Genomic DNA, 20,038 nt, shown 5'->3' with positions numbered 1-20,038 from the left:
TACTAGTCAATTGTAATAAAATTATTTAATTCGTTCTTAAAATATTCCAAATCATCTTTAGGAACTCTAAAAGTCAGTACCGTTTCATTTTGTGAAATATTTTCATTTTGTTTTTTGAGGAAAATTAACCCACAAGGATCTGGAAACTCAGCATCAGTGTCTATATATTTATTTTGAATTTTGACAATAGTATCCCTCATTTTCATCATATCTATTATCAACATCCCTGATTTTTTAGCTGAGAACTCGTATATATGAGAGTCCTTAATATTTTTCGAAACATTTTCAAAAGAGGCTACACTTCCTCCCTGAAATACGATATTTTCCGTAAAATTTTTTATAATTATCCTTTTTAATCCTGATGGTTCTATCTTATTATTCGTAAGAGTTCGAACCATTTCACAACATTCAAACTCAATATGATGGTTCAACCAATTGTTATTACTGCCCGAAAAATATTCATGAATTGCCAATAAGGATTCTCCTCGTCCAATGTAAGGCTGAAACAATTTTGTATTATCTGAAAAATAAAACGTACTGTTTATTCCCAGTAAATGACTTACTTGCTTAAAATTATCAGAAAGCCTCTTTGCTTCCTGCAAAGAACTTCCAAAATTGCCAAAATGTGAATAACGAATATCTAAACATACATTTTTTATATCAACAGCAACCTTTTTGGATAATAAACTTGCAATTACTAATCCCGAAACATTCTTGAAACCATTTTCACTCCTATATTTAAAAAGTTTGCTGTCTAATGGTGCAAATTGATTATTTGAGATAAAATGACAATATTGTGTTTTATCAATTATCTCATAGATTTCATTTTTAGAAAGCTTTAGATTATATCCTTCAATTTGAGCTAAAGCATCAATACCTCCAGCAGGTCTTCCTACTATTCCTAATTTAGGAACAGCAAAATACTCTTTGAGAATTAAAGGACTAATAATTGTTGATAATGATGAAGGTCCTCCTGTCGAAGGAATATCCGCAGTATTGTAATTAGAGAACTCAAGAGTTTCTCCACTTTTAGCCAATATATTCGATAAGTTTGCAATTTTATTTGAGTCAAATGATGATGCTTTAATATCGGAACAAATTTCTTCCAACTCTAGATTTGAAATATCATTATAACCCAAATTAAAACTCGAATTAAAAAGGCTCATTTTTTTATATTTTAACAAAATCAACTCCAACTCTGATTGGATAAGAAAATGCATGATTTGCTATTCTTTGAGTATAGTTTGGTCTTATGGTTCCTAAATAAGTTAACTTTTCTGTTTTAACATTTCCTTTTTTATCTAAATAGTGAACATCAATCTTATTATCTTCATCTATTTTATTAAAGTCTTCAAATACTTTATATTGCAATGGTTTAATATAAACTGGGCCATACTTTTGGTTTAGTTCATTTAAAGCAATATCGGTCCATAAAATAGTTATATCATTATGAAGATAACTAATAAATGCTCCGTCTCCCAAAGACAGTGCTTTATCTTTTTTGATTGGCTCTCCCTCTGCGAAATAATAATTTCCTTTAATTTTATCTTGGGGTCTTAAGCAGTCACATAATGCCGTAATACAAATTAAATATTTGGTCTTGCTTTTATGATTTTCATTTTCTTGCATTAAAAATACGTCTCCAAAATTTATAGTTTGATTTTTCTTGTCCAAATAATATGAGTTATAAAATACATTCATTTTATGGAGTGCAAATTCATCATTGTAATTGACATCTAATTCTTTTTCAAAAGAATTTAATAAAGTATCCTCTAAAAGAAGTGAATTTCTATTTCTTAATGATAAAGAAATTTTTTCAAGTAAAATTTCATCCATGAAACTGTTAAAAAAATGTCCAGTATTATCTTTTTTTAATTTTCTTCGATGATGAACTAAAGCATCTTTTGAAAAGGACATTATGGAATCATTTGTTATCGCACTTGTTCTGAATAGATGATTGTAAAGTTCTATTCCCAATAATTGATTATAACTATCTACACCACTGATAATATGAGTTTTAAAATTATCTAAAAGGACATCAGCTTGATTTTTATCTTTATTCAAAATAGTAATGATAGTATTATTAATCACTATTATTTTACTCTGAGGATTAATATAACTTGGACAGCATAACTCTGATTCTGATTTATGAGTTGACAATAGAGCTATAGAAGATTTAATTATTGCACAAGTATGATCAGATTCACCTGTAATTTCAATTAATTTTTTTATTATTTCCTTATCTTGTTTATATATTTCTCCTCTTAATTTTTTAACCTCCTGTAAGTTTGATCTGTTAATGTTAATTTGATGGAAAATATCATATAATACGGAAGGATATTTTTCAAGCTCTATTTCTTCTTTTACTCTTTCGTAATAATCTTTGTTATGGTTTGAAAAAAATGAGATTAAATGAAGTAATACATCATCTAAATCATTATCAGACGTATAAATAGAACAAAAGTTAATGTGCTTTGTATTTATTACCTCCTCTAATATTTTTAATGACAATAATTCTCCATTCTTCCCATTAAGCTTCCAATCTAGTATTACAAAATCCCGATTATCAGTAATAAATTGTAATTCTTTTGAATCGTTTTCAGAACCACTTTCAAATTTGTAGATCTCTAGTGATATCCCATTCTCCTTAAAGTTTTTATATAAATTTTGCGAAAGTTCTTCCTCTATAAGGTTTTCAGGAATTGAATCCTCTTGATAGAAAGCTTTTGCTTTCTCATCAATATATATGGCTGATTTTATTGCATCTTTTAAAATTGTATGTGCTCGTTGTTCAAAAGTCATACTATTATGAATTAGGTGTTATAACAAAGCAAGCTCCGTTTAATTTATTATAGGAGTTTTCATTGGTTGCATAAATTTTGAATCCAGACTCATTTAAACTTTCTTTTGCCAGATATAACCCTATACCTCTGCCACTAGGACGATTTGAATAAAATAAATCAAAAATCTTAGGTAATCTGTGTGCTTCTATTTTTTGTCCAGAATTAAGAATGAGAATTTCATTTTTCTCTTTGAGATAATCAAAATGTATTTCTTTATTTTCTGCATTTTTCATCCAAAAAACAGCATTATTAATTATATTTATTATAACAGTATATAATACCGGTTCTTTAATACGAATAATATGATTTTCAAAAGAATCACTTACCACAATATTTATTTTTTCTTCCGTTAGTTTTCTGTCGAAAAAGTCCTTTATATATGTTATGATTTGAGAGCATCTTATATCCTTACTTATAGCGGAATTAATTCTGTATAAAGGAGACAATAAATCATATTTATCTTCAAGGCTTCTAAACGTTTTTTCCAAAAGTTGGTATTCGGAATTTTCGGCTATTCCATTTTCTCTATCCAATTTTTGAAATAATCGATTTATTCTGGAGTATAGTACATTAAATTCATGATCAATAATCTCAACGGCAATTCCCAATTGTGCAGTGTCCTGAACTTGGTTCCATTGATTTCTCATTCTATCATACTCTGCTTTATAAGCACCCTGCAATAATTCTTCATCAATATCAAAACTCATTCTATTGACGTGATTTACTAAAGGGATTAATGTTTCATTTAAAGTCTTTTTTAATTCCTCAAATTTCTTCTTAATTCCTTCAGATTGTTTCTGAATCTCGTTCTTTGAAAAAATTGAATCTAAAGCAGTTTTCTTTGCAACTCCAAACTCATCCAATATTGATTCGGAGCGATTATTATATTCCGCTATTAACGAGTTTACCTTTGACTTTAAAATTTCAAAATTATCATAAATAAGTGTTTCCAATTCTGCCTTATAAACATCAATATTTTTTGTAAAATTTATCTTCAAATCTCTTAACTCGGCTTTTTCAGCAACTTTAACCATCAAATCCGCACTATTCTTTTTAACATTATTATTAAATGAATGAATCTGATCTTCATATTTATTTAACCTATCCAATTGTAAATCAGTAGGTTCATATCTTTTAGGAATTGAAGGAAGAAGGTTCTCAAATTCAACATCTAATCTGTGTAACCTTTCCAAAATATTTTCTATTTCTGAAAAAGCAACATTAGTGTCTTTAATTTTTTGAGCTAATAGCTCTAATAAGGAAGAATATTCTTTTTCGTATTCTTTAAATTTATTTGGATAAGCATTTAACGATCTGCTAAATGCTTTTTTTTCTTCCGTTTCTCGCTTTCTATCCGATTCTATAGCCCTATTTCGTTCATTTAGTATTTTTTTCTGATCTAAGAAAATCGATTGTTCAGCCTTATCCGAAAAAAAGTCCTTTGCCACTTGAATAAAGAATGCAATTAAATCTGCTTCGAATGCTCTATACGGATCATTGGAAATTAATCCTTCACGACTGGATTTATCTTTCAAGTCAGGGTTTTCTCTTCGGCTCAATTCTAAATAACCAAACATTCTACGGTAGGAAAAATAATAGGTACCAATTCTTTTATTTCTACGCTCTTCAAATTTTAAAAAATCCGCGTTAGGTCGTCCATATGGCAATACTCTGAACTCATCCCTAAAAATATACAGACCACCATTTTTGGTTACCTTATCGTTTATTTTTTTGAAAGCATTATCGCCAAGCATAGAGTCTTTTCTGTCACCTTGACTATAACCTAGTTTAATAGGTATTGCTCCATAAAATTTTTTCACAAATTTTCTCCGAGTGGTTTTATATTCATATGGAATTAATTTTTCATAAATTTTTAAAATTCCTTTAAAATTACCATTACCATCAAATTTACCGTCAATTAGAACATCTGCAGTCTTATAATCATCTGCCGTAAAAAAATTTCCTTCTCCGTTTATAAGTTCTTTATCTTGGCCTAAAACCTCGTGTATATAAAAAGAAGTATTTACAAGATGATTGTTTTCTTTAAATGGATTTACAAATCCAGATAAACTAGATATTGTAAATTCTCTTCCTTCACTGTTATATTCTTCTTTATTCTCATCAGCCAATTCTAAAACTTGATCAATTGGCTCAAATATTAAAAACTTTGTGCCGTGACTTTCTTTTATATCAAGGAAGCTGGAAAACAATGTGTCAATCATTTCATCTGTTAAACGAGCATTTAAAACAGATTTTAATATTTTGCATCTGAGTTCCTGTTGTTTATTTTCCCAAATCAGATTTCCTTCGCTATCTTTTCTCTTTTTGAAATTTTGTAGAAATGAAATTTTTAGTTTATAAAAAGTATCTTTTAATTCTGAAATAGAAACTAAATCTTCAACAGGAATATATATATCATCTAAAAATAAATTAAAGTTTTCGAGTACTCTCCAATCAAAAAATAATAACTGGACAGGATGTCCAATCTTTTTGGTAATCATCAGCATCGGATGTCCTAGGTATGCAACAGACAACCTACCTATACCTTTTTCTCCTGCTTTAATTCTTGGTCTTTTCCAAAGTGTTTCTTCATCCTCTAATTGTTCTAATTCAGCTCGACTTTTTGAATCTGTTCCTAATACCAACCATTTTTCCAAAATATCCTTTTTAGACATTCCTTTTCCATCATCAGTAAGTAAAAACAATGAAGAAGGTAAATTTCTAAATTCAGCCTTAAAAATTTCCGCAGTTAAATTGTCAGCATATGCATCATAACCGTTTTTCCATAATTCGGTAATGGCTGTTGGTAAATCAGCAATTTGTCCTTTACCCAATAAATCTACGGCTCTAGCTTTTGTTCTAAACTGCATTGATATGATTTTCAATTAATGCCTTACCAATGGCAGTTGCATATTTTGGTGGTACAGCATTACCAATCATCCTAGCAATGTTCGAAGTACTTGAGCCAATAAATTTATATGTTTTAGGAAAAGATTGTAAAGTTGCACCTTCTCTTATAGAAATAGCTCTGTCTTCTTCTGGATGTGCAAAACGCCCATTAGAAAAACTGAAAAATTTTGTAGTAATTGTTGGGGAGGGTTTATCCCACCACATTCTACCATAAATATCTTTAAATCCGTCCGTTTTTTTATAATGACAAGGAGGAGCTAATCGTTCATCATTAACATAAGCCATTCGAGTTCCTCCATTATGTGGTGTTAAACTTAGTCTTTCTAAATTTAGAGTATTTAAGCCAGCCACTGAATGCATAAATTCAGATTCATCTTTATGCCCTTGACTGATTTTAGGAAAACCATTTTTTTCTCCGAGTACATCTCTAACGGTTATTTTCTTTCCATTAACTAAAATAGGCTCTAATTCCTTTTCAGTAATCCGATTTGCGATTAATGTAAATCTTTTTCTATGTTGAGGTACACCATAATTACTTACTTCGTGAACTTTAAAATGAACTTTATACCCTTTGTTTTCTAACCAAGAAATAAACTCATTAAGACCACTTTCTTCTTTTTTCCTTAAAACACCAGGGACATTTTCAACAACGACATAGCCAGGATTAAAGTAAGCTACAAATCGATGAAATTCAATCAATAGATTTTTTGAACGTTTTGATTTTTCTTTTGTAGTGTTTATAATGCTCCAAAACTGGCATGGGCTACACCCTATAAGTACTAAATTATCATCATTTTTATTTAACGATAACTTCTCTTCAAGTTCTTGCTCCTTTAAATCAAAAACATCGGCGTGAATAAATTCTGCTCCTTTTATATTTGATTCATAAGTTTCTTTACAGTTTTTATCAAAATCAATTCCAGCTAGAATCTGAATCCCTGCTTCCTGCAAACCATAACTCATACCCCCTCCAGAGCAAAAGAAATCAATTGCTTTAAGTTTTTTTAAAAAATAATTATTAGACATAAAACCTTTAATAAATCAAAAAAATATTTTCATAATATATTATTACAAACTCAATAATTAAATAAAATCATGCTCTAGTCAATTCAAGGTTTTTATAAATTTCCTTTAGTAACTCACCAGGATCGACATCAATTGCTAAAGCAATTAAGTATAGTTCATCTGCCCGAAGTTTAGTTGATTCATTAGAACTCAATTGAGAAAGCCTAGCCTGGCTGATGCCAGTACGCCTAGATACCATTGCTCTATTCACGGATTTTTTAGTAAAATATAACCCTAACGATGTCATAAATATTTCGATTTTTTACAGATAAATATACTTTGAATATATAAAAATGTAGAATTTCTAAAGTTTTATTTTGAATTTTGATAGATTATATATAGATTTGTTTAGACAATCTAAAGGAATATTAAGAAATCTAATATTTAAAAGCACCAGTTATGGATGATGAAATTCACAATAAACAAAACCAGATTATAAACAGACTAAACTCGCTTTTGGAAATTAAGTATGTTTATGAATCAAGAGTTGAAACAGCGGGCATATTCAAGCCTTTGCTAATTGTAATACTTCAAGAAAACTGTTCTTCTTTGACAAAAGAATTATCATCCATGATAGCCAAAATATTTCAGGAAGAAACGGATTTCTTATACCGGATATTCTCTTTTGAATATGCCTTGCAACAGCTAAAAGAAGAAAACCTATTTTTTGTACAAGGATGCACTTGGGGGAATGTGATTTTTCATAATCTAGATGCAGAATTGAACATTTTTCATGAATACCAAATACCCGATAAGACACTAAGCAACTTACAATCCGCTTTTGAAAAGGAACGCAGTAAAATTGAATCATTTATGGATGGTGCTTCCTTTTTTATCGAAAAGAATAACCTGTCCCATGCCGCATATATGCTGCACCAGTATATAGAACTGTGGTTTCGACATGCAGCCCTTTTTACAATGGGCAAGGAGCGTAAAAGCCATTGTATTAAGGAGCTTCAAACCTATATAAAACCTTTTGCTCCAGACTTTGGCAACCTTTTCAATACAGAAATAGAGGAGGAGCAACACCTTCTGAAATTATTGGATGATGCTTATATAGGTACCCGCTATGAAAACAATTACCATATCAACTTAGAACAAATCCATAAGATAAAAGAGAAAGCCAATAAAATTGAATCTATAACAACCTTTTTATTTAAAAACAGGTTGGATGCTTGCTCAAAACTCGTGGCAAATCCAAAAGAAATCAATATTCCTAAAGCGCAATGCTCTCCACCAAATGACATAGAAATTTCCAATTTCATTAAATCCCTATCCGAAAAGGATTTTTCCGCTTTAAAACCCTATCCCTTTAAAAAAGGACTATACACTACTGGAATTGTTACTGAAGGCTATTTAGATATCTCATTTATGATATCTAATCTACTAAAGGTATGTATCATCGCCATGGAAGCGGAGTACTGTTCAACGCATTCTATTCCTGAGCCAGAACATAATATTAGAGAAGTATTAGGGTATGTTTTGAGCATGATACCCCATAACGAAATGGAACTATTGGACACACTTAGGTATTTGGCTTTAGAAACAGAAACAAACAGCTGATGAAAGAAAAAAAGAAACATAAAAAAACATTGAAAAGAATTCAAGGAGCATTATCACATAGAGATGGACTTTTGAAGCCTACTGGATATTCATGCAACCATAAACCTATGATGAAAGGCGAATTTCCAATAGGTGACAATGACGAACTTCTATTCAATATATCCTGTTTACTGAAAACCTGCGTATTGGCACTTGAGGGAGAAGCCACCTTTTCATTATCTCCACTTTCCAATGCTAATCCTAAGTCTAATGTTATAGTAGCATTGGAATTCATCATCAATCTATTGCCTAGGGAACAAATGGTTGCCTTAGATGAGATTACAAAAATCCTTAGAAAGTAGAACTCTAATACTTCAATAGCTATGAAAAAAGAAAAGAAAAAGCTCAAGAAATTAATAAAATCAGCAAAGTATAAATTAGAAACATTACAACCTTCCGATATTCAAAAGGATAAATTTAAAGCTAAGTATTTACAGTTTGAAGGGTATCTTGATTTGTTTACTATTATTGCAGCCTTAATCAATGTGAGTATATTGGCGACTCAAGGTGATTCCTATTGTCCACCTCATATCAAGGATCATGGTATGGATATTCGCAAAACGTTGGAGTTGGCCAATAAATTATTGCCGTTTTGATGAAGGTGAGTTTTTGGATGACGTTAATGCTATGTTGAAAGAGCTAAAATAAAATGGTATTATCACTCTACTATTAGTTTATCATTTTAGAAATATGTAAGAAACTAGAGCTAAGGTAACTACAATACAAACTATAAAAACAACCACCGCCCAATTGGGATATATCTTAGCCTGTTCAATCTTATCATTAAACCGCTTTTTAAAACCTTCAATGCTATTTAATTGAGATGCCATTTCTTTTTGATGCTCTTCAATAATGGCTTTATATTCCGCTACATCCATCTTAATTTTGGTGTCTTTTAATTGTACACTGATTTTTTCCAGTCTTTCAATGCCCTTGTTAAAGTCATTGAGCTCGTTGACCAATAATGTGGTCAGTTCTTCAAGTTTTGTCATAGTTGCTGTTTTTAATTTAATATCCTATATCTATTCCTTTATTAATGGCTTTTTTAATAATGAACTTTGTAATCTTCAGGGCTAAGCTCGGTGTCAAATCAACCACCTTACAAGCTAGTTTGATATTTACATTGTTTTCCTTTAATATTCTTGCACCGTGGATACCTGATATCTGTTTTCCAATATTACCAAGAGACATATTGCGATGCACTTCGCTACCTTTCAGGTTATGACCATCAAATTCAAACCGAAAGCCCTGTAGCTTGTTTTGGTTATTAATGGTCGGGATGGCCTTAACGCCATTTACCTGCATGGCTTTTACATAATCATCAAAGGATTTGGGCTGGAACTGTTTCATGGCCAGATCATGCCGCCGCTTTATTTCCGTTCGGATTTCCTTTAGATTGAACTCCTTTTCAAATTGGATCTGTTTTACCGTTGTCAGTCCCATGTGTTCCGCTACCTTTTCAGCAGCTTGCTGACTCCGTTTCCCAATAAAGCTATCGTTATAGGCAGCCCCTCTAAAATCAATACGGTTGACATATAGATGGATGTGCTTATGCTCCTTATCCTGATGTACAAATGCGATGGCTTGCCGTTCGCCCAATTTCATTTCATGTATAAAGCGTTTGGCAATGGCATGCAGCTCTTCCTTTCCCAACCGTTTGCCATCTTCAATGGTTGGACTGATTACAAAGGACAATGTGTTTTTGGTGCAATGGTAATTTTGTTCCTGGAGCATTTTGAACTCTTTGGTGATTTCTTTTGGTGTATCACCATGTAGAAATTCCTTCAGCACAATTTCTGCATCCTTTTCCTGGTTCCATCCATAGGACATGGATGCCATGGTGTGCGATATGCTTTTGCCTTTGCCTATCATGGTTGGAATTTTTTAAGATGTGCTTTAATCTCGTTTGCCAGGTCATATACCTCTTGGGTAAGCTTTGGATTTCGTTTTTTGTACATGTTTCCAATGGACTTAAAATTGTTATGGTATTTAATGAGCATTTTATAATTCTGGATATGTTCATCAGTAAACCGTTCCGTGATTTCTATTTGAAATAGGCTACGTCTTATATATTCGCTTAATGTCAAACCTGTTCTTTTGGCCTTCACTTTCAAAAGTTTCTTTTCATAAACGGAACAGCGAAACTTAACGAGGTCTCCCTTCCCCTTAAACACTTTTTTTCCTTTGCGACCAAGGGGAGCAAACGAGAATGTGTCCACAGGCACACATCTCGAATTCCTACCCACAAGCTTTTCGTTTTCCGATAGATCCTTTTCCAGATCAAGTTCCAAACTATCTGATTGACCGATTACTTCAGTAGGAATCTTTAGAATCTGCTTCGGTTCATCTTTAAAATAAAAATCATTCTCATCTTCCTTTTTCATGGTTTAACAAGTCGTTTAAATCTTTATGGTTTTCATATCTATTACTTTTATCCAAAACATGTTTGTGCCTATCAATTATATACTTGGTAGCCTTAAGTCCAGCTGCATCCCTATCCAAATAAAGGTGTACCAAATTATATGTTTCAAAATATTTTTCAGCGTCCCTAATAAAAGCCAGGGAATTTAAAACGAGTATATCCGAGGTGTTCAAAAGTTCTGCATCCAACATGGCCAATGACAATAGGTCGAACATTCCTTCCAATAGAATGAGTTGTTTGCTTTTGTTTTGGATGTAGGTATAGGACTTTGGGCTGCTGCTGTTTTTAAAAAGCCTATTCCTTAATTCCCAGCCATTTTTATGGTTCTTTAAGCCCACAGCAAAAAAGATTTTCTCTTTATAGCGGTACCATACTTCTTTGCAATAGGTTTTGGCAACCATTTTGGCGATACCCCTTAAGCTTATATATTGGAGCAAGGCAGAATGTTCCAATTCCTTCACTTCTATAATTTGAATCAGGGATTCCAAGGTATTGTCAAAGGGTTGCCTTTTGATGGAACCAATAGAGTTATTATTATCTAAAAAGGACAGAGCTTCTTTTATAGTACATCTTAAAATCCTGCATACCAAATCGATCACATTGCCTCCTATGCCCTCGCCGTGGTCGTACCATCGGTTCTTGGTTCTGGACACTTTCAAAGAGGCTTGGGTTTCTGACCGCCATGGACTTAGAAACCAAGCTTCTTGTTCCGTTGTCCTTTTGGGAAAGTGCCCTAATTTTTCCAGTGCCTTTTCCACTGAAAAATTACGGGCTGTTTCACAATTTATTTTTCTTTTCATAAGCCAATGTGTTTTAGGTTGTTTTTTTAATGATTTGATGATTTCATCTGTAAAGCCCTATAAACAGTAGCTTTGTTTAGTCATCAAAATATCATCAATTCATCATTCTTGGTTTTTTATATCTCTATTTTGTCATCATTATTTTTTTGATGACTAAATGATGATATAATGATGACAGCTTTAGCCCAACAAATACGGCAGGTTTTCTATTCTGTCATCAAATCATCAAAATTTTCGGTTAAAAAAGATTTCCCAACGGTAAAATAGCGCCCTTTGGCATCTACCAAGGTCATATCCCCGTCCGTCCAAATCACAAATTTTTGGTAACTGTTCGAGTTGTCCCTATTGCTCAGTTTCCAATCTTTTTTCAGCAATCTCCGCAGTTGGGTCAGATCCGTTTTTACCCGTGTCCTGTTCAATGCCAACAGGGCATCCATGGGACAAAGGTCTACGGCTTCCAAATCAAATTTTTCAATGACACCCATCAGGATGCTTGCCAGTTCCTTTTCAACCCTGTTGCGATTGTTCTGTACCAGTTTTACCAATGCCTTGGTTCTTATCTGTTGCGCCGTAAACCACATGCGTGTTAGGTGTTTTGAATGTAGCTTTCGGTCTGCCAGATAATAAAGAAATGCGGGAATCTCTTCAATCAATTTCTCCAGGTAGTTGGTCTCTTCTTCTTCCAGAACGGGCACTTTGATTACCCAAAATCGGGTTTCATTGGCATCTATCTTTATAAAGCTTTCTTCATTGTTACTGCACAGGATAAACTTACCAAAGAACTCAACTTCGCGTTTATCCTTGCCCTTGGCCTCCAATTTATTGATATTGGTGGTACTTAGATATTTGATCCTCTCCGTGAGTTCCTCCTTATTGAACAGAACTTCATCGATGCATATCAACAGCTTGTTTGCCCAATCGGCATTGAACTGGCTGCTAAAACTGTCATTGGTCAAATAGGTCAGGTTGTTCTCAAAGATTTCCTTGAGCCATTTTAAAAAGGTACTTTTTCCCGTGGAGCGTTCCTTGGAGACCAAACATAATATGGGAAGTACCTGGATGGGTTTTAGATATAACAATTGGAGGTAGTCCAATCCCAGTTCGTAATGCTTTCCAAAAATGTGTTTTACGAATTTGAGGGACAACGTAATATTTCCCTCTTTGGGCGCTTTACCCAAAGGGGAATAGATGTTATAGAACCCTAAATATTCCTGTTTGAAATCTACATGGCTTGGAATACAGGTAAAGCCATCATATTTTGGGATTTTGCTTAAGTGGTCTTTGCCATGGTCCTGTTTGATGGTCTCCATGTTCCAGTGTACCAGGATTTCGTTAAAGTGCCCTGCAATGGTTGGAGCCTTGACACGTTTGTAATAGGACGTGCCGACACGTATATAGGGTATATTTTTCATAGTAATTGTTTAGCAACTTAATTAAAAATTAAGGTGTCGTTAATAAATAGTTGAATGAAAGTGTTACCTAGTTAACTTTATGGTGTAAGGTATTAGGTAAAGCTTCATCTTGGAGTTCTTGTTGTGATTGGCGCTTATTTTGAAGTAGCCATTCCACAAGCTTCTTTTTGTCAAAAAAGAGCATCTTACCGTTGGGTTTGGAGTGTGGAATTTTTCCTGAAGCTGTGAGTTTGTATAGATAACTTCTGGATATGCCCGTATAATCACTGGCTTCATCAAAGGTTAATACTTCTTTGCTCCCTATGAGTAGTTTTTCTAAACGATCTAATCGTTCCAGTATTAAAATAGTGTCCATTTTTATTGTTTTATAGATTAATAAAATGAACAAAAGCGCTTTTGTTTTCCCTTAAGGGATTATGGTAATAAAGGTATAAAACGTGGCTGTTGAAAGAAAAGATAAAATCAATTATTTGTTCACAAAATACTGAAAAACAACATATTAAATTGAAATAAACTAATTTTTATGACCTTAGAAGTCAATGCATTTTAATTGGTATGAATTGATAATGTTTAATAATAAATTAAATGACCTAAAAAGGATAGTTTTTGAGTAGAAGTGGAGTTATTAACAATGAAAAATCCAAATAAATACTTAAAGAAAGAATTTAAAAGCGGATGAATTTAATTGACTAACAATTTTTAGATTATCGGATTTAAAGCTGTAAAAACTTAATTTGCTATTAAGAAATCAGGTAAATAATATTTTTTAACATCAAAAAAAGTCAATTAAAGACAATTAGTATGAGTTGCTATAAAAAATATAAATGTTGTACCTATGTTGTACCCACGCTATTTTGTGGAATAAAAAAAGGGTTTCAATCTCTTGAAACCCTTGTTATCACTGGTAGCGAGAGGGGGGCACGATCCCCCGACCTCCGGGTTATGAATCCGACGCTCTAACCAACTGAGCTACCTCGCCTAATTTAAGGCTGCAAATATAAAAACAAAATTATTGTCTGCAAACATTACTTAAGTAAATTATTATTAAAATTTATTACGGTACTTATTAATTAATGTATATATTGGGAACTTAATATTTTATAGTACTTATGGACGAAAAAATTAAATTTGAAATTGAATTTACAATACAAGCATCACCTCAATTAATCTATCAATATATATCTACGCCTTCTGGTTTATCGGAATGGTTTTCAGATAATGTGAATTCTAGAGGTGAATTGTTTACTTTTATTTGGGATGATAGCGAGGAAAAAGCGAAATTGATAAGCAAAAAAACAGGCGAGCGCATTAAATTTAGATGGTTGAACGATGATGAAGACCAAACATCCTATTTTGAAATTAAAATTCAGGTAGATGAAATTACTAAAGATGTATCGTTAATTATCACCGATTTTGCTGAAGAAGACGAAGTTGAAGAATCTAAAATGCTTTGGGAAAATCAAATTTCTAGTTTAAAGCAAGTATTAGGTTCGTCTTAATTCTAAAATAATTTATTTAAATTATATTTGTCCCGAATTTACTTCGGGACTTTTTTTTATGACAAATTTTAACGGAACTATTACAGCAGATAATCAATTTATATCAATTAACAATCGAGGATATGCCTATGGCGATGCTCTTTTTGAAACCATAAAAGCATCACATGGAAAATTGTTGTTTTGGGAAGATCATTATTTTAGATTGATGGCTTCAATGCGTATTATGCGTATGGAGATTCCTATGAATTTCACCATGGAATTTCTTGAAGAACAGATTCAAAACACTTTAAATGCCAACAATTTAACCAACGCATCGGCAAGGGTTAAGTTATTAGTTCATAGAAACGAAGGCGGATTGTATTTACCAACAGATAACGATGTGAGTTTTGCAATAGTTGCTAAGCAAATGGAAAATGATTTTTATGTGTTTAGTGATGGTTTTTATGAAGTTGATTTGTTTAAAGATTATTATGTGTCACCCAGTTTACTTTCTACGTTAAAAACGAATAATAAAGCGCTTCACGTAGTTGGAAGTATTTATGCTAAAGAAAATAAGTTGCATAATTGTTTGGTTTTAAATACCAACAAGCATGTTATTGAAGCATTAAACGGTAATGTGTTTATTGTAAAAGGAAATGTTATAAAAACACCACCGGTGAATGATGGTTGCCTAAAAGGTGTTATGCGAAAACAAATCATGGAGATTTTAAAAACGATGCCGGAGTATGAATTGATAGAAGAATCGGTGTCGCCATTTGAGCTTCAAAAAGCCGATGAAATTTTCATAACCAATGTTATTGTTGGTATTCAACCTGTTTTAAAATACCGCAAGAAGTTGTTTAACACTGAAGTTTCAAAATCAATTTTGCAAAAACTAAATGTGAAGTTACGTTTAAGTTAATTATAGTTGGGGTTTTCTGGCGCGTTGCTCCAAATACTGTATTCGTCACCAAACTCTAACATTTTTTCCTTCCAAAAGGTTTCGTAGTTTTTTTCGATGATGCTGTTTTTATAAATATTTTCGGTAACTACCCACGAATTTAATTTCAGTTCTTTCTCTAATTGGTCTGCATCCCATCCAGAATACCCAAGAAAGAATTTAATATCGTTTTCGCTTATAATTTCTTTAGCAATCAGTTCTGCCACATTATTAAAATCGCCACCCCAATAAATACCTAAAGAAATTTCAATACTATTAGGAATTAAGTGTGGTACTTTATGGATAAAGTATAAATTATCCTGTTCTACGGGACCTCCATTGTAAACCTTAAAATTTGCTTCTACTTCAGGTACCAAATCGTTTATGGTATAATTTAATGGTTTGTTTAAAATGAAACCAATAGAACCTTCTGAAGAATGGTCTGCTAATAAAATAATGGATCGGTTAAAAGAAACATCGCCAATAATGGTAGGTTCAGCGATTAACAAATTGCCTTTTTTTGGTGTTGTTGTTACCATACTATCGAGGAATTAGTAACTAAATCTAATATTTTTTTATTAAAAAAGCAACTGTTTTGGTGAAATATAAAAAAAATGCCTTCAAAAACTGAAGACATTTTTTAATATGAAAGATGTAAATACTTAGTTTACAGCGTTTGATAAATCTGCTCCAGCTTTAAACTTAACAACTTTTTTAGCTTTAATTTTGATAGTAGCTCCAGTTTGTGGGTTTCTACCTTCTCTTGCAGCTCTTTTAGAAACTGACCAAGAGCCAAATCCTACTAAAGAAACACGGTTACCTTTTTGTAAAGCACCTTCAATTTCAATAAGTGCACATTCTAATGCTTTTTTTGCAGCTGCTTTAGTAATTCCAGCGTGTTCTGCCATTGCATCGATTAAATCTGTTTTGTTCATAATAAAAAATTTAATATTAATAAAATTGGTTAAACATTTTGTTAAATCCTACTACAAATTTATACGGATTATGCAATCATGCAAGTAATAGCAAGGGAAATGCACATTATTGTTGATAAATAAACGCTTTTGTTAATAAAGAATACATGTTTTATCGATAAAATGAACTATCTCAATGAGAATAAGGGTTTAGAGCATTTTAGCATTTGCTTCAAAAACGTATCCATTTAAAAGCGATTTTACATCCATGCTACGCTTACCAGGAAGCTTTATTTCTTTAATAATTATGTAACCGTTTGATACGGCGACTTTTAATTCTTTTTTTGTTGAAATAATGGTGCCAATACTTTGGTTGTGTGCTTCCGTTGCTTTTTCTACTTCGTATATTTTTACATCTAAATTATCAGATCCATTTATTAGAGTACACCACGCCGCAGGGTATGGGCTTAAACCTCTAATTAGGTTGTAAATGTTTTCTAAAGAATCGTTCCAATCAATTTTACAGTTATCCCTATCTAATTTGTATGCGGTTTTAATATCCGATGATTCGGATTGAGGCATGGTTTTAACCGTTCCTTCTTTTATAAGTTCAACTGTTTTTAAAACCAATTGGCTACCAATGTCCATTAATTTATCATGAAGACTGCCTGCATTTTCTTCAGGCAGTATATCAATAGATTCTTGAAGAATCATGTCTCCGGTATCAATTTTTTCATCAATAAAAAAGGTTGAAACCCCGGTTTTGGTTTCACCATTGATAATTGCCCAATTAATTGGGGCGGCACCACGATAGTTAGGTAATAAGGAAGCATGCAGATTAAACGTGCCGTATTCTGGCATTTGCCAAACCACTTTGGGCAACATTCTAAAAGCAACAACAATTTGCAGGTTGGCGTTTAACGCTTTTAGTTCGTTTAAAAAATCGTCATTTTTTAAATTTGTAGGTTGCAAAACGGTTAGGTTTTGCGATATGGCGTATTGTTTTACGGCACTTTCGTTAAGCTTTTGTCCGCGTCCAGCAGGTTTGTCAGGTGCGGTTATAACACCCACAACATTGTATTGATTTTCAACTAAAGTTTTTAAAGTTGCTACGGCAAAATCGGGCGTACCCATAAATACAATTCTTAAATTCCTCATAAATGACTTAATTTATACGTGTTTGTTGGTGTTATTGCTATTATTTGATGTTCTAAAAGTAATTTTAAAACGTTTTTTAATTCGGTTTCGCTACAATTTAAAGCAGCTATCATGTTTCTGGATGATTGGTCGCCAGTTTCCAATAATTCTATAATACGTTTTTTAATGGTATTAATATCTTGTGGTTTTACTGGTTTTTTCGTGTTTGCACATACCGAACAAATACCGCAAGGTTTTGCATCTTTCTCTCCAAAATAGGTGAGGAGTTGCACGCTTTTACACACAGAATCATTTTCAATATAATCTAGTATGGATTTAACTTGATACTTTTTTAAATCGTTCTGTTGCTCGATGATGGAGGCAATGCGGTTGATGGTTTTATCATCTTCCCGCGGTTCTATAAAGGTAACTTGCGCATCGGTTTTTGCTAGATGCAAGTTGATAACTTCATCGCTTGCTAACTTTTGAAGTACTTGCGTTACAGTGTTTTCTGAAGTAGATGCTTTTTCAGAAATTTTACCCAAATCAATTTTGCAATCATGGTCAAAAATACCGCCGTACATACGAAGCATTGACTTTACGATTAGATTGAAATTGGTATGGTTTTCTAGATAACTAAAAAGTGTTGCACTCGATACAATAAATTGTGCCGATACTTTATTTTTGAATTGTTTAGATAGCGTAATGATGCTATTTCTGTCCAACAACAATAAAGCATTATACGCTAGAATCGCATTGAAGTTGTAGGCTTTACAAAAAGAATTAAAGTCGAAGTCAAAGGTCGTGTATTCGCCTTCACCATACGATATTTGGAAGTAGCTGCATAATTTTCGGTACACTTGCTTAACAAAATCCACCGTTGGCAAAACACTTAAAAATTGGTTTTTTACAGATACTTCATCACTATTGTTTTTTAAAATAACAGCAAAAGCTTTTTCGCCATTACGCCCTACACGACCCGCTTCTTGAAAATAACTCTCCATGCTTTCGGGCAGGTTTAAATGGATAACGGTTTTAACATCGGGTTTGTCTATGCCCATACCAAAGGCGTTGGTAGCTACCATCACTTGTTTTTGGTTTTGCAACCAAAGCGTCATGTTCGTGTCTTTTTCTATATTGGGCAAACCGCCATGGTAAAAGGTGGCCGAAATATTTTTAGATTCTAAAAAAGAACACACATCTAAAGTTAATTTTCTATTTCGAACGTAAATGATTGATGGTTCTTTGTATTTTTTTAAAATGGTTTCAATGCGGTAGTATTTATCGTTTTCATGGTACACCATATAGCCCAAATTGGGTCTGGAAAACGATTGTTTGAATATTTTAGGTTGAATAAAATCGAGTTCCTTTATAATATCTTCTACCACTTTTGGGGTTGCCGATGCTGTTAAGGCTACTACATTTACGGTGGGTTGTAGTTGACGTAACAACGCAATGTTTTTATAGGCAGGCCTAAAATCGCTACCCCATTGCGAGATGCAATGCGCTTCATCTACCGCAATTAAATTAACATGCATTTGTTTGATGCGTTCTTGTACAAGCTCTTGTTGTAAACGTTCGGGCGAGAGGTACAAAAACTTGTAATTGCCATAAATACAATTATCCAAAAGCGTATCCAACTGGCTGTAAGTGATGCCACTGGTGAGTGCCATGGTTTTAATGCCTTTATCGTTTAACTGTTGGACTTGGTCTTTCATTAAAGCGATTAATGGCGAAATAACCACGCAAATACCTTCTTTTGCCAATGCCGGAATTTGAAAACATAAGGATTTACCACCACCTGTTGGTAGGAGTACAAACGTATCTTCCCCTTCAATAACGGCGTTTATAATGGCCTCTTGTTCGGGGCGGAATTCGGTGAAATTCCAATAACGTTCCAGTATGTTTATGGGTTGTTCCATTTATGCTTTTAATAGGCTTAAAATGTAATCGGTTCGGTTTTCTACGGTACCAAAGGGCACATCAATTAACTTGTAGTTGAATTTTTGGTAGGTATTTAGCAAATGGTCGTGTATTTCCAGGGTTTGCTCAAAGCTTTCATAGCGTTCGTTATCGCTGGTGTAAATGGTTTCCCAAGGTTTAAGGATAAAAACGGTGTCGTATTCGGTGTTTTTGCAGGTGTTGATGAAATGTAGCGGATATGTGTCTCCAATAAAATCCATATAGGCCAGTACATCGGGAACGCCTCTGTCAAAAAAAACAAGGTCGGATTCTAGTTTGTTGGCGTCTTCAAATTGTTGTTTTCTTCCTTTTAAAAGCATTTCGCTGAACAGTAAAGGTTCGGTTAAAAACAATTGGTCTATGCCTTTTTTTTTAGCGTCTAGAATAATTTGACGCGAAATTTCTTCAAGACAGGTGTAACCACGTTTGATGAGCTCGTTTATTAAAGTGGATTTTCCTGTGCCTGGGCCTCCAGTTATTACAATTTTTTTAGTGTTCAATAGAGAAATTTTAAGCTGTAAATTTATGAATTATGAATTAACAATTATGAATT

Annotated in this window: 21 protein-coding genes and 1 tRNA gene; 5 read left to right on the top strand and 17 right to left on the bottom strand. The window is 32.9% G+C overall.

Features of this window, described 5'->3' with window-relative positions; all coding sequences use genetic code 11:
• Positions 1-2 precede the first annotated feature (2 nt).
• The 5 genes from J8H85_RS09910 to J8H85_RS09890 form a co-directional block, all read right to left on the bottom strand.
• A complete protein-coding gene (locus J8H85_RS09910) occupies positions 3-1,166 on the bottom strand; it encodes a hypothetical protein (RefSeq protein WP_209655039.1) in 1,164 nt (387 codons plus the stop codon).
• A gap of 4 nt (positions 1,167-1,170) precedes the next feature.
• Positions 1,171-2,802, bottom strand: a complete 1,632-nt coding sequence (locus J8H85_RS09905) for a response regulator receiver domain (protein WP_209655038.1) — start codon at positions 2,800-2,802, stop codon at positions 1,171-1,173.
• 4 nt (positions 2,803-2,806) lie between these two features.
• Positions 2,807-5,713: an ATP-binding protein gene (locus J8H85_RS09900; protein ID WP_209655037.1), complete on the bottom strand. Its 2,907-nt coding sequence runs from the start codon at positions 5,711-5,713 to the stop codon at positions 2,807-2,809.
• Positions 5,703-6,779, bottom strand: coding sequence for a DNA cytosine methyltransferase (locus J8H85_RS09895; protein ID WP_209655036.1), 1,077 nt, complete (start codon positions 6,777-6,779; stop codon positions 5,703-5,705). Before J8H85_RS09895 ends, J8H85_RS09900 begins: the two co-directional genes overlap by 11 nt.
• Before the next feature lie 67 nt (positions 6,780-6,846).
• On the bottom strand, positions 6,847-7,065 hold the full coding sequence (locus J8H85_RS09890; protein ID WP_209655035.1) for a helix-turn-helix domain-containing protein: 219 nt from the start codon (positions 7,063-7,065) through the stop codon (positions 6,847-6,849).
• Positions 7,066-7,217: 152 nt separating this feature from the next.
• Between J8H85_RS09890 and J8H85_RS09885 the strand changes: the two genes are divergently transcribed.
• Genes J8H85_RS09885 through J8H85_RS09875 form a run of 3 tightly spaced genes read left to right on the top strand, consistent with a single transcriptional unit; the run spans position 7,218 to position 9,016 of the window.
• On the top strand, positions 7,218-8,381 hold the full coding sequence (locus J8H85_RS09885) for a HEPN domain-containing protein (protein WP_209655034.1): 1,164 nt from the start codon (positions 7,218-7,220) through the stop codon (positions 8,379-8,381).
• 29 nt (positions 8,382-8,410) lie between these two features.
• The gene (locus tag J8H85_RS09880) at positions 8,411-8,722 is read left to right on the top strand and encodes a hypothetical protein (RefSeq protein ID WP_209655033.1); all 312 of its coding nucleotides are present in this window, start codon (positions 8,411-8,413) and stop codon (positions 8,720-8,722) included.
• 21 nt (positions 8,723-8,743) lie between these two features.
• Positions 8,744-9,016, top strand: coding sequence for a hypothetical protein (locus J8H85_RS09875; protein ID WP_245243778.1), 273 nt, complete (start codon positions 8,744-8,746; stop codon positions 9,014-9,016).
• 81 nt (positions 9,017-9,097) lie between these two features.
• Here J8H85_RS09875 and J8H85_RS09870 read toward each other — a convergent pair whose 3' ends face one another.
• From J8H85_RS09870 to J8H85_RS09840, 7 genes are all read right to left on the bottom strand, one after another.
• Entirely contained in the window at positions 9,098-9,412 is a 315-nt protein-coding gene (locus tag J8H85_RS09870) for a DUF6730 family protein (protein WP_209655032.1), read from the bottom strand.
• A gap of 16 nt (positions 9,413-9,428) precedes the next feature.
• Complete coding sequence (locus J8H85_RS09865) at positions 9,429-10,292, bottom strand: relaxase/mobilization nuclease domain-containing protein (protein WP_209655031.1); 864 nt, start codon at positions 10,290-10,292, stop codon at positions 9,429-9,431.
• Positions 10,289-10,804: a mobilization protein MbpA gene (gene mbpA, locus J8H85_RS18940; protein ID WP_245243777.1), complete on the bottom strand. Its 516-nt coding sequence runs from the start codon at positions 10,802-10,804 to the stop codon at positions 10,289-10,291. The genes J8H85_RS09865 and mbpA overlap by 4 nt, the downstream gene beginning before the upstream one ends.
• Entirely contained in the window at positions 10,788-11,642 is an 855-nt protein-coding gene (locus tag J8H85_RS09855; RefSeq protein WP_209655030.1) for a toprim domain-containing protein, read from the bottom strand. Before J8H85_RS09855 ends, mbpA begins: the two co-directional genes overlap by 17 nt.
• Positions 11,643-11,848: 206 nt before the next feature.
• Positions 11,849-13,054: a primase-helicase family protein gene (locus J8H85_RS09850; protein ID WP_209655029.1), complete on the bottom strand. Its 1,206-nt coding sequence runs from the start codon at positions 13,052-13,054 to the stop codon at positions 11,849-11,851.
• Positions 13,055-13,121: 67 nt separating this feature from the next.
• Positions 13,122-13,409 carry a helix-turn-helix domain-containing protein gene (locus J8H85_RS09845; protein WP_209655028.1) on the bottom strand — a complete coding sequence of 96 codons (288 nt, stop codon included), beginning with the start codon at positions 13,407-13,409 and terminating at the stop codon, positions 13,122-13,124.
• Positions 13,410-13,956: 547 nt separating this feature from the next.
• A tRNA-Met gene (locus tag J8H85_RS09840) sits at positions 13,957-14,033 on the bottom strand.
• Positions 14,034-14,163: 130 nt separating this feature from the next.
• Between J8H85_RS09840 and J8H85_RS09835 the strand changes: the two genes are divergently transcribed.
• Positions 14,164-14,553 carry an START-like domain-containing protein gene (locus tag J8H85_RS09835; protein ID WP_209655027.1) on the top strand — a complete coding sequence of 130 codons (390 nt, stop codon included), beginning with the start codon at positions 14,164-14,166 and terminating at the stop codon, positions 14,551-14,553.
• A gap of 58 nt (positions 14,554-14,611) precedes the next feature.
• The gene (locus J8H85_RS09830) at positions 14,612-15,454 is read left to right on the top strand and encodes an aminotransferase class IV (RefSeq protein ID WP_209655026.1); all 843 of its coding nucleotides are present in this window, start codon (positions 14,612-14,614) and stop codon (positions 15,452-15,454) included.
• Here J8H85_RS09830 and J8H85_RS09825 read toward each other — a convergent pair.
• The 5 genes from J8H85_RS09825 to J8H85_RS09805 all read right to left on the bottom strand — a co-directional run bounded on the left by J8H85_RS09825 (position 15,451) and on the right by J8H85_RS09805 (position 19,985).
• A complete protein-coding gene (locus J8H85_RS09825; protein ID WP_209655025.1) occupies positions 15,451-16,011 on the bottom strand; it encodes a YqgE/AlgH family protein in 561 nt (186 codons plus the stop codon). The genes J8H85_RS09830 and J8H85_RS09825 overlap by 4 nt on opposite strands.
• A 123-nt stretch (positions 16,012-16,134) precedes the next feature.
• Entirely contained in the window at positions 16,135-16,407 is a 273-nt protein-coding gene (locus J8H85_RS09820; RefSeq protein WP_117178369.1) for an HU family DNA-binding protein, read from the bottom strand.
• 189 nt (positions 16,408-16,596) lie between these two features.
• Entirely contained in the window at positions 16,597-17,544 is a 948-nt protein-coding gene (gene fmt, locus J8H85_RS09815; protein ID WP_209655024.1) for a methionyl-tRNA formyltransferase, read from the bottom strand.
• The gene (locus tag J8H85_RS09810; protein WP_209655023.1) at positions 17,541-19,445 is read right to left on the bottom strand and encodes a RecQ family ATP-dependent DNA helicase; all 1,905 of its coding nucleotides are present in this window, start codon (positions 19,443-19,445) and stop codon (positions 17,541-17,543) included. The genes fmt and J8H85_RS09810 overlap by 4 nt, the downstream gene beginning before the upstream one ends.
• Positions 19,446-19,985: an AAA family ATPase gene (locus tag J8H85_RS09805; RefSeq protein ID WP_209655022.1), complete on the bottom strand. Its 540-nt coding sequence runs from the start codon at positions 19,983-19,985 to the stop codon at positions 19,446-19,448.
• Positions 19,986-20,038: the final 53 nt, after the last annotated feature.

Origin of the sequence: Mariniflexile gromovii (assembly GCF_017814435.1) — a bacterium.
GTDB lineage: Bacteria > Bacteroidota > Bacteroidia > Flavobacteriales > Flavobacteriaceae > Mariniflexile > Mariniflexile gromovii.
The sequence above is the reverse complement of the archived record's forward strand: the minus strand, read 5'-3'. Positions and strand labels throughout refer to the sequence as shown.

Coding starts and splice junctions, on each gene's coding strand:
- J8H85_RS09910 (WP_209655039.1), bottom strand. CDS start 1,166: ATGAGCCTTTTTAATTCGAGTTTTAATTTGGGTTATAATGATATTTCA.
- J8H85_RS09905 (WP_209655038.1), bottom strand. CDS start 2,802: ATGACTTTTGAACAACGAGCACATACAATTTTAAAAGATGCAATAAAA.
- J8H85_RS09900 (WP_209655037.1), bottom strand. CDS start 5,713: ATGCAGTTTAGAACAAAAGCTAGAGCCGTAGATTTATTGGGTAAAGGA.
- J8H85_RS09895 (WP_209655036.1), bottom strand. CDS start 6,779: ATGTCTAATAATTATTTTTTAAAAAAACTTAAAGCAATTGATTTCTTT.
- J8H85_RS09890 (WP_209655035.1), bottom strand. CDS start 7,065: ATGACATCGTTAGGGTTATATTTTACTAAAAAATCCGTGAATAGAGCA.
- J8H85_RS09885 (WP_209655034.1), top strand. CDS start 7,218: ATGGATGATGAAATTCACAATAAACAAAACCAGATTATAAACAGACTA.
- J8H85_RS09875 (WP_245243778.1), top strand. CDS start 8,744: ATGAAAAAAGAAAAGAAAAAGCTCAAGAAATTAATAAAATCAGCAAAG.
- J8H85_RS09870 (WP_209655032.1), bottom strand. CDS start 9,412: ATGACAAAACTTGAAGAACTGACCACATTATTGGTCAACGAGCTCAAT.
- J8H85_RS09865 (WP_209655031.1), bottom strand. CDS start 10,292: ATGATAGGCAAAGGCAAAAGCATATCGCACACCATGGCATCCATGTCC.
- mbpA (WP_245243777.1), bottom strand. CDS start 10,804: ATGAAAAAGGAAGATGAGAATGATTTTTATTTTAAAGATGAACCGAAG.
- J8H85_RS09855 (WP_209655030.1), bottom strand. CDS start 11,642: ATGAAAAGAAAAATAAATTGTGAAACAGCCCGTAATTTTTCAGTGGAA.
- J8H85_RS09850 (WP_209655029.1), bottom strand. CDS start 13,054: ATGAAAAATATACCCTATATACGTGTCGGCACGTCCTATTACAAACGT.
- J8H85_RS09845 (WP_209655028.1), bottom strand. CDS start 13,409: ATGGACACTATTTTAATACTGGAACGATTAGATCGTTTAGAAAAACTA.
- J8H85_RS09835 (WP_209655027.1), top strand. CDS start 14,164: ATGGACGAAAAAATTAAATTTGAAATTGAATTTACAATACAAGCATCA.
- J8H85_RS09830 (WP_209655026.1), top strand. CDS start 14,612: ATGACAAATTTTAACGGAACTATTACAGCAGATAATCAATTTATATCA.
- J8H85_RS09825 (WP_209655025.1), bottom strand. CDS start 16,011: ATGGTAACAACAACACCAAAAAAAGGCAATTTGTTAATCGCTGAACCT.
- J8H85_RS09820 (WP_117178369.1), bottom strand. CDS start 16,407: ATGAACAAAACAGATTTAATCGATGCAATGGCAGAACACGCTGGAATT.
- fmt (WP_209655024.1), bottom strand. CDS start 17,544: ATGAGGAATTTAAGAATTGTATTTATGGGTACGCCCGATTTTGCCGTA.
- J8H85_RS09810 (WP_209655023.1), bottom strand. CDS start 19,445: ATGGAACAACCCATAAACATACTGGAACGTTATTGGAATTTCACCGAA.